Origin of the sequence: Reichenbachiella ulvae (assembly GCF_025833875.1) — a bacterium.
Classification (GTDB): domain Bacteria; phylum Bacteroidota; class Bacteroidia; order Cytophagales; family Cyclobacteriaceae; genus Reichenbachiella; species Reichenbachiella ulvae.
Genome location: NZ_JAOYOD010000001.1, coordinates 1,494,346 through 1,507,742, shown reverse-complemented (window position 1 = coordinate 1,507,742; position 13,397 = coordinate 1,494,346). Strand labels below are relative to the sequence as shown.

The 13,397-nt window shown below is 40.6% G+C and carries 16 protein-coding genes; 14 read left to right on the top strand and 2 right to left on the bottom strand.

All coding sequences use genetic code 11. From position 1 onward, the window contains the following. Positions 1 to 111 precede the first annotated feature (111 nt). The 3 genes from N7U62_RS06095 to N7U62_RS06085 are packed head-to-tail and all read left to right on the top strand — an operon-like array spanning position 112 to position 2,925. On the top strand, positions 112 to 714 hold the full coding sequence (locus N7U62_RS06095) for an RNA polymerase sigma factor (RefSeq protein ID WP_264137011.1): 603 nt from the start codon (positions 112 to 114) through the stop codon (positions 712 to 714). Next, complete coding sequence (locus N7U62_RS06090; protein WP_264137010.1) at positions 704 to 1,528, top strand: anti-sigma factor family protein; 825 nt, start codon at positions 704 to 706, stop codon at positions 1,526 to 1,528. Before N7U62_RS06095 ends, N7U62_RS06090 begins: the two co-directional genes overlap by 11 nt. 2 nt (positions 1,529 to 1,530) lie before the next feature. Then, positions 1,531 to 2,925 (top strand): hypothetical protein, encoded by a 1,395-nt coding sequence (locus tag N7U62_RS06085; protein WP_264137009.1) that lies wholly within the window; start codon positions 1,531 to 1,533, stop codon positions 2,923 to 2,925. Between the two features lie 50 nt (positions 2,926 to 2,975). On the opposite strand, the gene N7U62_RS06080 is transcribed toward N7U62_RS06085, so the two are convergent. Continuing rightward, on the bottom strand, positions 2,976 to 3,239 hold the full coding sequence (locus N7U62_RS06080; protein WP_264137008.1) for a hypothetical protein: 264 nt from the start codon (positions 3,237 to 3,239) through the stop codon (positions 2,976 to 2,978). Between the two features lie 236 nt (positions 3,240 to 3,475). On the opposite strand from N7U62_RS06080, the gene N7U62_RS06075 reads away from it, so the two are divergent. Further along, positions 3,476 to 4,060: a DUF2911 domain-containing protein gene (locus tag N7U62_RS06075; protein WP_264137007.1), complete on the top strand. Its 585-nt coding sequence runs from the start codon at positions 3,476 to 3,478 to the stop codon at positions 4,058 to 4,060. On the opposite strand, the gene mtaB is transcribed toward N7U62_RS06075, so the two are convergent. Continuing rightward, on the bottom strand, positions 4,061 to 5,374 hold the full coding sequence (mtaB, locus tag N7U62_RS06070) for a tRNA (N(6)-L-threonylcarbamoyladenosine(37)-C(2))-methylthiotransferase MtaB (protein ID WP_264137006.1): 1,314 nt from the start codon (positions 5,372 to 5,374) through the stop codon (positions 4,061 to 4,063). A 114-nt stretch (positions 5,375 to 5,488) separates the two neighbouring features. On the opposite strand from mtaB, the gene N7U62_RS06065 reads away from it, so the two are divergent. The 10 genes from N7U62_RS06065 to argC all read left to right on the top strand — a co-directional run bounded on the left by N7U62_RS06065 (position 5,489) and on the right by argC (position 13,370). After that, on the top strand, positions 5,489 to 6,175 hold the full coding sequence (locus N7U62_RS06065; protein WP_264137005.1) for a head GIN domain-containing protein: 687 nt from the start codon (positions 5,489 to 5,491) through the stop codon (positions 6,173 to 6,175). 109 nt (positions 6,176 to 6,284) lie between these two features. Then, positions 6,285 to 7,055 (top strand): 5'/3'-nucleotidase SurE, encoded by a 771-nt coding sequence (gene surE, locus N7U62_RS06060; protein WP_264137004.1) that lies wholly within the window; start codon positions 6,285 to 6,287, stop codon positions 7,053 to 7,055. Positions 7,056 to 7,165: 110 nt separating this feature from the next. Beyond that, a complete protein-coding gene (locus tag N7U62_RS06055) occupies positions 7,166 to 7,969 on the top strand; it encodes a hypothetical protein (protein ID WP_264137003.1) in 804 nt (267 codons plus the stop codon). Between the two features lie 203 nt (positions 7,970 to 8,172). Continuing rightward, the gene (gene rpsF, locus N7U62_RS06050) at positions 8,173 to 8,529 is read left to right on the top strand and encodes a 30S ribosomal protein S6 (RefSeq protein ID WP_264137002.1); all 357 of its coding nucleotides are present in this window, start codon (positions 8,173 to 8,175) and stop codon (positions 8,527 to 8,529) included. Then, positions 8,526 to 8,777 carry a 30S ribosomal protein S18 gene (rpsR, locus tag N7U62_RS06045; protein ID WP_264137001.1) on the top strand — a complete coding sequence of 84 codons (252 nt, stop codon included), beginning with the start codon at positions 8,526 to 8,528 and terminating at the stop codon, positions 8,775 to 8,777. Before rpsF ends, rpsR begins: the two co-directional genes overlap by 4 nt. Before the next feature lie 9 nt (positions 8,778 to 8,786). Then, positions 8,787 to 9,230 carry a 50S ribosomal protein L9 gene (gene rplI / locus N7U62_RS06040; protein WP_264137000.1) on the top strand — a complete coding sequence of 148 codons (444 nt, stop codon included), beginning with the start codon at positions 8,787 to 8,789 and terminating at the stop codon, positions 9,228 to 9,230. Between the two features lie 76 nt (positions 9,231 to 9,306). Further along, entirely contained in the window at positions 9,307 to 10,266 is a 960-nt protein-coding gene (locus tag N7U62_RS06035) for a GSCFA domain-containing protein (protein WP_264136999.1), read from the top strand. A 332-nt stretch (positions 10,267 to 10,598) separates the two neighbouring features. Further along, a complete protein-coding gene (locus tag N7U62_RS06030) occupies positions 10,599 to 11,222 on the top strand; it encodes a GNAT family N-acetyltransferase (RefSeq protein ID WP_264136998.1) in 624 nt (207 codons plus the stop codon). Continuing rightward, complete coding sequence (gene argG, locus N7U62_RS06025) at positions 11,219 to 12,409, top strand: argininosuccinate synthase (RefSeq protein WP_264136997.1); 1,191 nt, start codon at positions 11,219 to 11,221, stop codon at positions 12,407 to 12,409. The genes N7U62_RS06030 and argG overlap by 4 nt, the downstream gene beginning before the upstream one ends. Continuing rightward, the gene (gene argC, locus N7U62_RS06020) at positions 12,402 to 13,370 is read left to right on the top strand and encodes an N-acetyl-gamma-glutamyl-phosphate reductase (RefSeq protein WP_264136996.1); all 969 of its coding nucleotides are present in this window, start codon (positions 12,402 to 12,404) and stop codon (positions 13,368 to 13,370) included. The genes argG and argC overlap by 8 nt, the downstream gene beginning before the upstream one ends. Positions 13,371 to 13,397 lie beyond the last annotated feature (27 nt).

Genomic DNA, 13,397 nt, shown 5'->3' with positions numbered 1-13,397 from the left:
AGGTATAAGAATAAATTTTATTTATAAATTTCGATTCTTTTAAAACTATTTGAATCAGTTGATCATCCTATAGGTACAAAGATAGAATCATGATCAAAATCGAAACTATTAATGAGCTTACCTGACCTGGATATGGATCGATCAGAAAGTGTGCTAGTCCGCGCAAGGTTGGGGGACAAGCTGGCCTTCAACTCACTTGTATCTATTTGGTACAAAAGGATTTATAATTTTTCATACAAGTACTTTGTAGATCATGATCTGGCCAGTGAGGCAGCGCAAAGGACTTTTATCAAGGTGTATGATAGTCTGGAGCAATTGGTGGACAATGCCAAATTTAAATCCTGGCTATACATCATAGCACTTAACATCTGCAGAGAAGAGGGCAGGAAGAAAAGTAGAGTAACCAAGATGTTTGTGGTCGAAGAGGAGGGGCAGGAGTACACAAAAGGTGAACATGTCGAACCTGCTGACAAAGGCTATGAGCAGAAGGAGTTGTCCAATATGGTAATCGAAGCGCTGGACATGCTGGGAGAGGAGCAAAAAGAAGTGATCCTGATGAAGGAATACGAGGGGTTGAAGTTTAGGGAAATAGCTGAGGTACTGGGAGTGTCAGAGAATACAGTTAAGTCAAGACTCTATTATGGCTTGAATAACATGAAGAAATTATTAGAAAAGAATCGCGCATTTAAAGAATCATACGACTATGGAAAATAAGAATGATGAACTGTTGATCATCGACTATCTGTATGGTGAGATGAGCAAAGAAGAAAAGCTAAGGTTCGAGGAGCGTCTGCAATCCGATCAGGAGTTGAGAAATCATCTAGATCAAATGTCGACTACTTCTGATCACCTGCAGCAGGTGATGGAGGAAGAAGTAGTGATTCCACCTTTCCTGATACATGAAACAAGAAGTGAGGACAGAATAGGCTTTTGGCATTCATCGGCTGTTCGCTGGACTGGATCTGTAGCGGCTGCTGGATTGATTTTACTGGTTGCGGCATTTGCTCTTGATCTAAGAGTGACTCAGAATGAAGGGGGCGTATTACTCAGCTTTGGAGAGGTGAAAACTACCAGAGATGATGTGTCCAGAGATGAAGTACAACAATGGATATCTGAGGCGGTGGACGAACAGAACCAAAGAACGAAAGAAGAATTGGCTTCACTTGAATCCTCTGTTATGGATCGAGTGGACAGCAGTGAGCAAAATCAAAAGTTAGCCCTGAACAAAGCCATGAAAAAGCAAAAGGCCAACAATGATGAGATGCTGAAACTATATGTTGCACAGCTGAATGATGGAAATAAAAAGATGATTGAAAACTTCTTTTTGGTATCTAATAAGACCCAAAAAGAATATATGAACAAGGTACTGGCGGATTACAATGAGTTCTATCAAAATCAAAGAGCTTATGACCTGGAGATGATCCAGTCTAACCTCGGAATGATGGAGAATAACTACAGTACCCGTCAGATGGAGCAGGAAAACTTGCTAGCCAACCTCTACGATTTAGTCAAAACTCAAAGTAAATAAATATGAATAAGTGGATAGCAGTGCTAATGCTGGTGACGGTCAATCACCTGATGGCACAGGAAGTAGACTCCAAAAGGATGGAGCGGGATCTTCGGATCTCTGAGGATGTGATAGCTTCATTAATCAAATCGGAAGCTGATGAAGGGGATTTTTTCGGAGTAAAGGTCAAATCGAACTATGTACCTGGTTTTGGTCTCATGATCAATTTGAACAGAGGAGGCTCTTTTAGTCTAGAGAGTTTTAATTCTGACTTTGATTTTCATTGGGAAATGAACGACTCAGAATGGGAGTTTAAGATCGCAGAGGTGCAGGCCATGGCCGAGCAGATCGCTGCAGAAGCGGAAGTGCATGCAAGGGAAGCTGAGATGATAGCTAGAGAAAATGAGTATGTCATGAAGCTGAACGAAGAAGAAATGAAGGAACGTGAAGAAGAGAAAAAAGAACTGGAGGAAGAAATAAAATACCTGGAAGAGGAGCTGGGTAGAAAGGGGTTGAGTGAGGAAGAAAAACAAGAAATCAAAAGAGAAATAAGAGACCATCAAAGAGCCATACATAGCGGTAATCGTGAAGATGTAGATGTGAGAGTCAGAGCTATGGTTGCTCCACCTGAGCCTCCAGAAGTGATAGTCGTTCGTAATTCTACTCGTAAAAGTTCCCAAGAGGATGAAGACAAATACTATGATTTGTTTCATCGCGTGTCAGAGCTTTATTTTAGCGATTATGCCAGGCTTTTTGGACAGCTCAGGGACAGCGATAAAATCATGCTAACCACCAAGATCCAGCCAACAGAAGAGGATGAATCTGGACTGAAGTTAAATGCTCATATCGTGATGAGCGATATCAAAGCCCTAGATGCAGGTAAAATTTCAAGGGATGATTTAATTGAGAAGATAGTTTATTCACAATCCGAAATTGAGAATGAACGTCCGGCAGATTTAGAATTGTTGGCGAGTATTTTTCAAAGACTCTATAAATCAGATCTGGCTACTACCTACTATACATCCAATAAGATCACCTATGAGAAGTTGGAGCATTACGGGGTGGTGTACAAGATGAAGATGTATTCTTCTATCCAGTACAGCCATGACAATTACAAAATCGTGACACAAGGAAAATCAGGTTTGACTGAGGTTGAAAGAAATAAGATAGTGGATGAAATGTATCCGCAGTTTGAACAAGAACTCAAGGCCAATATGCTGGATTACGGGAAAACAGTCAAATCATTGAATGCGGGAGAGAGTCTCATGATTCAGGTGAAGTTGACTCAATGTATAGATTGCAATATGCCTTCAAGCTTAGAAGCCAGTATTCCATTTGACATCCTACAGGACTACAATGATGGAAAGCTAAGTAGGGAGAATGCATTGAAAAAGATCAATATCACAACCAAAAGCTAAAAAAAGCCCGCTGCTGTAACGGGAGCGGGCTTTGACTTGATTGACTTTTATTAAGAGTTTCGTTTCTTTTTGAAAGTAATGGGGACATAGGTGTCATTAGGGATACCGATATGTGCCAATTGCCAGCTTTCGTCGTAGTTGGCGATCAGTTGTTTGATGCATTCGGCTCTATCATCTGTAGGAAAAGGACAATCATCCCAATAAAACAGTTCTACCCTATATTTGTACTGCTTTTCGATTCCATTGACTTTTATATCCACTACAATGTCCTGGCCTTCGTTGAGTTCAGGAACTTCTATACCTATGATGCCCATATTATTGTTGTTTAGATATTAAACAATCTCTAAAACTGTGCCTAAAACATAAAATATTGAAATACAGTAGGTTAAATATTTCTTAAAAAGCCCTTTTTGAACGTTATTGAACATAGTTGTGCTAAAACGGTCACTTTCATTCACAATATTTTATTAAGTCTTTGTGTGTTTAAACATATTATCTTAATCTTCGTAAGTTGGAATAGTCACAACATATAACACACAAGATAGATTTGATGAAGAACGGGAAGATTGGTTGGGCAGTAGCTGCGGGCTTACTGGTCCTTGTAGTAGGTTGTCATAGGGCGGAATACTCGCAGAATTATGTATCTGCAGATTCTTCGGATTTTGAACAGTATAGAAAGGAAGCCAGCAATAGGCCTTCTCCACCGGCACGAGCCACTCAAAATATCAATGGTACTCAGGTTTATATTACTTATAGTCAGCCAGGGGTGAAGGATAGAACCATTTGGGGTGATTTGGTGAAATATGATAAGATCTGGAGAACAGGTGCCAATGAAGCTACTGTTTTTTCTGCTGATAAGGATATCGTAGTTGCAGGAACGTCTATTCCGGCTGGTAATTATGCCTTATATACCATTCCGTCTGAAACTGAGGATTGGACAGTTATTCTGAATAAGAAATATGACGTATGGGGTGCATATGACTATGACGAAACTCAGGACGTTGTTCGGTTCAAGGTACCAGTCATGCAAGCCAAAGAATCTCAAGAAAGAATGGTATTCAAAATCTCAGATAAAGGAGTCGTAAGTTTTGCCTGGGATTATCTTAGATTCGAATTTCCTGTCAAATCAAAATAATTAAGCGTTAATCTCTTTTAATTCCTTAACTGCCATTGTCAGGTTTTCAGTGGTTGTTTCCAGTTTGACTGGCAACAACTGATTGACCAAATCCTCATCATGAGGAAATTCCACTTTGATATAATTGGCAGTGAAGCCATGCATCAATCCATCTTTGATATCACCTTCCATCAAAGCTTCCATTGTTGTTCCTTCTTGTGACAGATAGAATGCTCGTTTTTTCTTTTCAGAAAGGATTCTGAGCATTTTGCTTCTTTCTTGTCTTTCGGTATATGGTACCGGGTTTTCCATCTCTATAGCCTGGGTATTGTCTCTTTCGGAATAGGTGAAAACGTGCAGATAGGACACATCTAATTCGTTGATGAAATTGTAAGTGTCCAGAAAATCTTCATGACTCTCTCCAGGAAAACCGGTAATCACATCTACACCTATACATGCATCAGGCATGAGAGATTTGATTTTTTCTACGCGTTCCACATACAGACCGCTCAGGTATCGTCGATTCATCAATTTCAAAATCTTGTCGCTTCCTGATTGTAGAGGGATATGAAAGTGAGGAACAAACTTTTTGCTTTGAGCTACAAATTCGATGATCGAATTGCTCAATAAGTTCGGTTCAATGGATGAGATTCTGAATCTTTCGATTCCTTCGATCTCATCTAGCGCTTTTATCAAATCTAGAAACTTCTCCTTTCGTCTACCTTCCTGAATACCAAAATCACCAATATTGACTCCAGTCAAAACCACTTCCTTCACACCAGAGGCTGCTATTTCTTTGGCAGAGGCTATGATGTTTTCGATTGCATCGCTGCGGCTTTTGCCACGGGCCAGTGGAATGGTGCAAAAAGCACAACCATAGTTACAGCCATCCTGAACTTTGAGAAAAGTCCTGGTTCTGTCTGCTTTTGAGTAAGCATTGTTGAATTCGGTAGCATTTGAAATCTCAGAAGCACAAACGATCGTTTCTTTGGTCTTTTCGAAAGCTTTAAGGTGTTCCAGAAGTTTGAACTTTTCGGCAGCTCCTAAAACAGCATCGACTCCTTTAATTTCGGAAATTTCTTTAGGCTTGAGCTGCGCAAAACATCCAATGATCACCACGAAAGATTCCGGAGAAATCTTCTTGGCACTTTTTACGATTTGCTTACATTTTTTATCTGCATTTTCAGTCACCGAGCAAGTGTTGATCACAAAGATGTCCGGTGTTTCTTCGAACTGCACCTTCTCATAGCCCTCTTCTTCGAAAAGACGACTGATAGCAGATGTTTCTGAAAAGTTGAGCTTGCAGCCCAGAGTATAAAATGCAACCTTTTTCATTTCCTAAAAAATCAAGCTGCAAAGCTAAACAAATATCCTTGAGCGTGTAATATTTTGAAGGGATGTGCAACCATTAGATATATCCGCTGTCTAATAGAAAACAAATAACTAATCATGAAAACAAAATATAGCTTTATAATGGTACTTGGGATGTTCATTTCCACTCTGGCAATGGCCCAAGAAGAAGAAACTAGAAGTCTTGATGCATTTACTGAAGTGAGCGTAGGCGAATCTATTAAGGTCACTTTGGTCAAAGGAAGTAAAAATGAGGCAAAAATTTCGACTACTAATACAGAGACCGAAAATGTGTTGACGGAAGTGTTCGGAGACAATTTGAAAATCCATATGGAAAGTGGTAATTACAGAAACAATGAAGTAACGGTTGTTGTCACTTATTCCGGAGAAATAGAAGAAGTTAAGGTGAGTTCATCTGCGAGGTTGAATACCAAAGGTGTGGTGAAATCCGAGGAACTTGCTATCAAGGTGAGTAGTTCGGGTCGATTAGAAATGGAGTTGGATGTGGATAGATTAAAAGTGGATGTATCGAGCAGTGGTAGGGCCTCATTGTCGGGCAATGCCAATACTCAGGTGATAGAGGTAAGCTCATCAGGTAGATACGAAGGTTTCGGTTTAGAATCTAAAGGGGTCAAAGCTGATGTGAGCTCATCAGGCCGAATAGAGGTTTCAGTAAGTGAGGAGCTCATGGCCAAAGCTAGCTCTAGTGGCCGGGTAGTATATAAAGGTGCACCGGAAAAAGTAGATGCTGATACTTCCAGCAGTGGAAGTGTGAAGAAAGACTAACGAAAAAGAAGTCAAAGAAAACCCTGGCAACATTTTGTCAGGGTTTTTTGTTTAAAGCTTGGACTATGAGTTAGGCCTGACTTAGCTTTAAACCAAAAAAGAAATACGTATGTCTAAGCCTTTGATTTTAGTCTCTAATGATGATGGTATTACTTCTAATGGAATCAGAAAGCTGGTAGAGCTGATGGCTCAAATGGGTGAAGTAGTAGTGGTAGCGCCAGACAAACCTCAGTCTGGTATGGGGCATGCCATCACGGTTGGAGATACTTTGCGATTGGTTAAATCAGATCTTTTTGGAGACATTCTGGCCTATGAATGTTCGGGGACGCCTGCTGATTGTATCAAATTGGCGAAAAGAGAAGTGCTCAAGGATCGAAAGGTTGATCTTGTGGTTTCAGGAATTAATCATGGATCCAATACCAGTATCAGTGTGCTGTACTCCGGCACCATGTCTGCAGCCATAGAAGGTGCGATCGAAGGAGGACCAGCCATTGGTTTTTCCTTATGTGATTTTAGTGCAGATGCGGATTTTTCACATGTGGATGAGTATGTAACTAAAATCACCAAAAATGTATTGGAGCATGGCTTACCTACTGGGATAGCTTTGAATGTGAATTTTCCTCCTAAGCAGAAGCAAGCTTTGAAGGGAATAAAGATTTGTAGACAAGCCAATGCCAGATGGGAGGAGGAGTTTGACAAGCGAAGAGATCCACACGGTAGAAACTATTATTGGATGGTTGGAAATTTTATCAATCACGACAAAGGAGAAGACAATGACGAGTGGGCTATCTCAGATAACTATGTGTCCGTAGTTCCCTGCCAGTTCGATTTGACTGGCTACCATGCCATCACCATACTCAATGAGCAATGGGATATATAGCCTGGCAATAAAATAATTCATTTGAAGATTCAGTTTACTATTGAGAGACTTGGCACTGTCTTTGGACTCTCATGGGTATGAATAAAATTTTGAAATTTAAACTGAGTCTTATGAAACGTTTAATTGCATGGGTATTGATACCCTTAGTTATGTTAAGTGCATGTAGTGAAGAAGGTGATGGGGATTTGCAAGGAGCAGAACCGGTTTTACCACCAACTTCAAGTATGGCTCCTGAATTTGGTTCCTTTTCTAGTTCTTCCGAATCGGGTCGACAAGCAGCCGTAATATCCAATTGGGGATATGCAGCGGTGAATGTAGCGGTCTATTCTTCTATATTATATCAGCATTTGGTAGTTCCAGTCACTGCATTTAAAGCAACAGTAGGAACGCAAGCCCAATTTGATGTGGAAAGCGGTTTATGGATTTGGGAAAGATCTTTTAACGTTCCGAATAAAGGAGAATATCAAGTGAAACTTACTGCAAGTGTAGATGGAACAGATGTTTCGTGGATAGGATATATCTCTCTGGGTAGCACGATAGAAGAATTTGTATGGTTCGATGGAGCTTCGCAACTAGACGGTAGTGCAGGTAGTTGGACACTTTACGAAAGTCCTGAGAACCCTAGCGCATGGTTAAGCAGCGAGTGGTCTAGAATAGACGATAGCGAGCAAGCCAATGTCACTTTTACTGTTGAGAAAGAAGGAGATAATCTGGGAAGTTCTGTCAGTTACTCGGTTGATTTAAATGCCGATTTGGACAGGTCTGTCATGATAACAGATGTTTCTGCCTCTAATGAAATATATGTCGATTGGAATCATGAAGCGGGATATGGCCAGGTAAAGAGCCATGCTTACTTTCAAGATGAATTGTATCACTGCTGGGATGCCCAATTGATGGATGCTACTTGTGAATAATCTTCAAATAGGTGTATAAATGAAGCCAGTGCTGAAAAGTACTGGCTTTTTTGTGTCTGATCCAATCTCAAAATGGTAATTTTGCTTCTCTATTTGAGAATACATTCAAGAGAATTGATGAATTCTAAGCCTAAAAACACTTGGATGTAACAAATGGAATATCTAATTTTGCCCCTCGATTTTTAAAACTTAATATTTTCACAATGAAAAATTACGAGACGGTATTCATTTTAACTCCCGTTTTGTCTGATGATCAGATGAAGGATGCTGTCGGAAAGTTTAAAAAAGTTCTTACTGATAACGGTGCTAAAATCGTTAACGAAGAGAACTGGGGCTTGAAAAAGCTAGCTTATCCGATACAGCACAAATCTACAGGCTTTTACCAATTGTTCGAATTCGAAGGTGAGCCAACTATCGTAGATGCTCTTGAAACTGAGTACAGACGTGACGAGAAAATCATGAGATTTTTAACTACTGCTTTGGATAAGCACGCGTTGGCTTACAACGAGAAGAGAAAAAGCGGTGCATTTAACAAAAAGAAAGAGGAGGCTGCATCATGACATTAGTAAATGAACCAATGAACAGAACCGACAGAAAGAAAAAGTACTGTAGGTTCAAGAAAAACGGTATCAAGTATATCGATTATAAAGACGCTAACTTCCTTTTGAAGTTCGTGAACGAGCAAGGTAAAATTTTACCAAGAAGATTGACTGGTACAAGCCAGAAGTTCCAGCGCAAAGTAACTCAAGCTGTTAAAAGAGCGAGACATATTGCTTTGTTGCCATACGTTACTGATTCATTAAAATAATACAAGGACATGGAAGTTATATTGAAAGAAGACATCAAGGGCCTTGGTTATAAGAATGATGTTGTAACTGTGAAGCCTGGATACGGAAGAAACTACTTGATTCCACAAGGAATTGCGATCATTGGTAGTGAGTCTAACAAGAAAAAAATCGCTGAGAACGTTCGTCAAGCTGCTCACAAGGCAGAAAAGATCAAGCAAGATGCTGAGAATTTGGCTAACTCTATCGGTGATATGGTAATAGAAGTAAGAACTAAAGCTGGCGAAAGCGGCAAAATCTTTGGTGCCATCACTGCACTTCAGGTTTCTGATGCTCTAGCTGCTAAAGGTTTTGAAGTTGATAGAAAGAAAATCGAATTCGGTTCTTCTATCAAGAATTTGGGTGAATACCAATTGACTTTGGATTTGCACAAGGAAGTGAAGCATGAAGTTACTCTAAGCGTAGTAGCTGAATAATCACTCTCAATACTCAAGATAATGAAACCCGGGTCTGTTGACTCGGGTTTTTTTGTGTCTATATTTGATTCTGTATATGGATTTGCAAACCAAAATCAAACGAAAACCCTTCCTTCATCAAATGGCCCTTGGACATAAGGTCCTGTCTATTGGCTCATGCTTTGCCGATAGGATGGGAGGGTACCTGCAAGACTATAAGTTTGATGCTTTGGTCAATCCATTTGGTGTCATTTTCAACCCTGTTTCTCTGATCAAACTCATTGATCAGAAGAGTGATCCAGAGCCAGACAAGTTCATTGAGCGTGATGGTATGGTTTGTCATTATGATTATCATTTTGATCTCAGGGCAGATTCGGTGTCCTCGCTTGAAACATTGCTTCGAGCTAAGCATCAGGAGGTAAATGCCTTTATTCAAAAGGCAGATTGGCTGATCGTTACTTTAGGAACTGCTCATGTCTATGAGCTCGTGGTTGGGGCTGGCGTGGTGGCCAATTGTCATAAAGTGCCTCAGGGTGAATTTAATAAAAGGCTCTTGTCTCTGGAAGAGATGAAAACGGCATTTGTTTCTTTTCAAGAAGGGGTTAAACAGCTTAATCCTTCGCTGAAAATCATTCTGACTGTTAGCCCGGTAAGACATGTCAAAGATGGCATGGAGGAGAACCAGCTCAGTAAGTCTCTTTTGCGTGTATTATGCTCTGAACTCGAGGGAGATGATGTTTATTACTTTCCATCCTATGAAATCATGATGGATGAGTTGAGAGACTATCGTTTTTACAAGGAAGACATGATTCACCCATCAGCACAGGCGGAGCAATACATTTGGGAGTACTTTCAGGAAGTGGCTTTCGAAGAGCCTGCCAGAGTCTTTATGAAGGAATGGAAACAAGTCCTTTCGGCCTTAAATCACAAAGCATTCAATCCGAATTCGGCTGCTCATAAGCGTTTTGTCCAATCTATCTTATCCAGGATAGAAAGTCTGCCTGAATGCATCGATTATTCAAAGGAAAAGCAAGTGTTAGAAAGCCAGCTAGGCTAAACATTCGATCCGCAATAAATGATTGTTTTTGCTGTTTAAGATTGCGAAATTTATCATGATATGGGTGTTGTATTGAGTTTCGTCTAAATTATTTGCGTATCCTTAAGATTTAGTCGGGTGAATGCGGTGATTTGATGAAAATATTCTTTCTTTGGCCTCTCAAATATGAAAGCACTCGCTTCACATATCGATTTTGTTGCAGTTGCTCCTAGAACAAGGAGGAACAGAAGGCCCTTTGGGGTCTGCTAAATAATGATTGCCTACGTGGTGGTCGCATATCATATATCTAATTACCAGAAATTTTATTGTTTAACGACTAAGTTCATCCGAATATGAACGTTGATGTGCTATATGCAAACCCTGAGCATGCAGAATATGCCCAGGCTATATGTGAGTTGATCGAGTCTGCTGCCAAAGCAAGAGGGACAGGTATTGCCAAGCGGGACCCGAAATACATAGAAAAGAAAATCAACAATGGCCAAGCGGTCATTGCCCTTGGTGAAAAAGGGGAGTTGGCAGGTTTTGTTTATATCGAAACCTGGCAGAATAAGGAGTATCTGGCCAACTCTGGTCTGGTAGTACATCCTGATTTCAGAAATATTGGTTTGGCCAAACGCATCAAGTTGAAGGTGCTGAAGCTGTCAAAAGAAAAGTATCCTGGAGCGAAAATCTTTGGGATCACTACGAGTTTGGCGGTTTTGAAAATCAATTATGAGCTGGGGTACCGACCTGTTACCTTCTCCGAACTGACAAAAGATGATGAATTTTGGAATGGCTGTCAAAGCTGTCCGAACTATGATATCCTGGAGCGGAACGAAAGAAGAAACTGCCTATGCACGGGTATGCTTTTACATGAAGCATCCAATAAATTTGTAATCAAGGAAAAAGGAATAATCGCCAAGCGTTTCCAGCGCTTGACCAATTTTAAGAATCAAAGAAAACAGAAGAAGAAATGAGTAAGAAGAAAGTTGTATTGGCTTTTAGTGGAGGCTTGGATACTACCTACTGCGCCTTCTATTTGCGAGAGGAATTAGGTCTGGATGTTTACACAGCCCTCGTAAATACAGGCGGTTTTTCAGAAGATGAATTGGCTGAGACCGAACAAAGGGCTAGGTCATTTGGTGTGGTGGAGCATGTCAACCTGGAAAAGACTCAGGACTTCTACGACGAGTGTCTCAAGTATTTGATTTATGGTAATGTCTTGAAAAACAATACCTATCCGCTATCTGTGAGTGCTGAACGTGCATTTCAGGCTTTGGCGATTGCAAAATATGCCAAATCTATCGATGCAGACTATATCGCCCACGGTAGTACAGGAGCTGGTAATGATCAGGTTCGTTTTGACTTGATTTTCCAGATTATTTGTCCAGATGTAGAGATCATCACGCCTATTAGAGATAATAAACTTTCTCGTCAGGCTGAGATTGAGTATCTGAAAGGAAAAGGTGTAAATATCTCATGGGAGAAGGCGAAATATTCGATCAACAAAGGACTCTGGGGTACTTCTGTTGGTGGAGATGAGACCTTGACTTCTAATTTGACTCTGCCCGAAGAGGCTTGGCCTAGTCAAGTAGAGAAAGAGGGAAGCGAAGATGTAGAATTGACTTTCGAAAAAGGACAGTTGACAGCCTTTAATGGTGAGTCCATGGGGGCTGTGAAGATTGTGGAGACACTGAGAGACATTGCTTCTAAATATGGAGTGGGTAGAGATGTGCATGTAGGGGATACCATCATCGGTATCAAAGGTCGCGTAGGCTTTGAAGCTTCGGCTCCTTTGATCATCATCAAAGCCCATCATTTGCTAGAAAAGCACAATTTGACCAAATGGCAACAGCACTGGAAAGAGCAATTGGCTAACTGGTATGGTATGTTATTGCACGAAGGGCAATTCCTTGATCCTGTGATGCGAGATATTGAAGTGTTTCTTGAAAACACACAAAGAAATGTGTCTGGTAAGGTGAAAATCAAATTGGCACCTTATCGATTTGAAGTAATTGGAATCGAATCTGAGAAGGATTTGATGGCATCAGATTTTGGTCAGTATGGCGAGATGAACAACGGCTGGTCTGGTGAGGATGTGAAAGGTTTTACCAAAATTTTGGCTAACCAATCTAAAATCTACAATTCAATAAATAATGATTAAAGTAGGCGTAATAGGCGGAGCTGGCTATACAGCAGGAGAATTATTAAGAATATTAGTTGGGCACCCTGAGACTGATGTGACTTTTGTTCACAGTACCAGTAATGCAGGTAACCCGATCCATTCCATTCATAAGGATTTGATTGGAGATATCGAAGGAGATTTTACTGATCAGTTGAAGCTGGATGAAGTAGATGTGATTTTCATCTGCTCCGGACATGGCCACTCAAGAACTTTTTTAGAAAGCCATGAGGTGCCAGCTTCTTTAAAAGTAGTGGATCTCAGCAATGAGTTCAGACTGAAGGAAGATGCAGATGGTTTTGTTTATGGTTTGCCTGAATTGAACCTGGAAGCCATCAAGGGTGCGACTAAGATTGCCAACCCTGGCTGTTTTGCTACTGCGATTCAGCTGGCTATACTGCCATTGGCGGCCAAAGGTCAATTGACCGAGGATGTGCATGTCAATGCCATCACCGGATCTACCGGTGCAGGTCAAAATCCTTCTAAGACCAGTCACTTCAGTTGGAGAAACAACAATATTTCTATCTACAAGGCATTCAGTCACCAGCACCTGGGGGAGATCAATCAATCCATTCAGCAATTGCAAAATGGCTATGCCGGAGACGTGAAGTTTCTTCCTGTTCGCGGCAATTTTACCAAAGGTATTTTTGCCAGTGTCTATACTCAATGCACTTTGAGTGAAGAGGAAGTGATTGCTGCCTACAAGGATTTTTATAAGGATGCAGCATTTGTATATGTATTGGATGAGGCGCCCGATATGAAGATGGTAGTCAATACCAATAAATGCCTAATCAACGTGCAAAAGCATGGAGATACTGTTTTGGTACAATCCTGTATAGACAATCTAGTAAAAGGTGCTAGTGGTCAGGCGGTTCAGAATATGAACTTGATGTTTGGCCTGGATCAGAAGACAGGGTTGCAGCTAAAGAGTGTAGGGTTTTAAAGGATAGATATTAAGTTATTAGGTTGA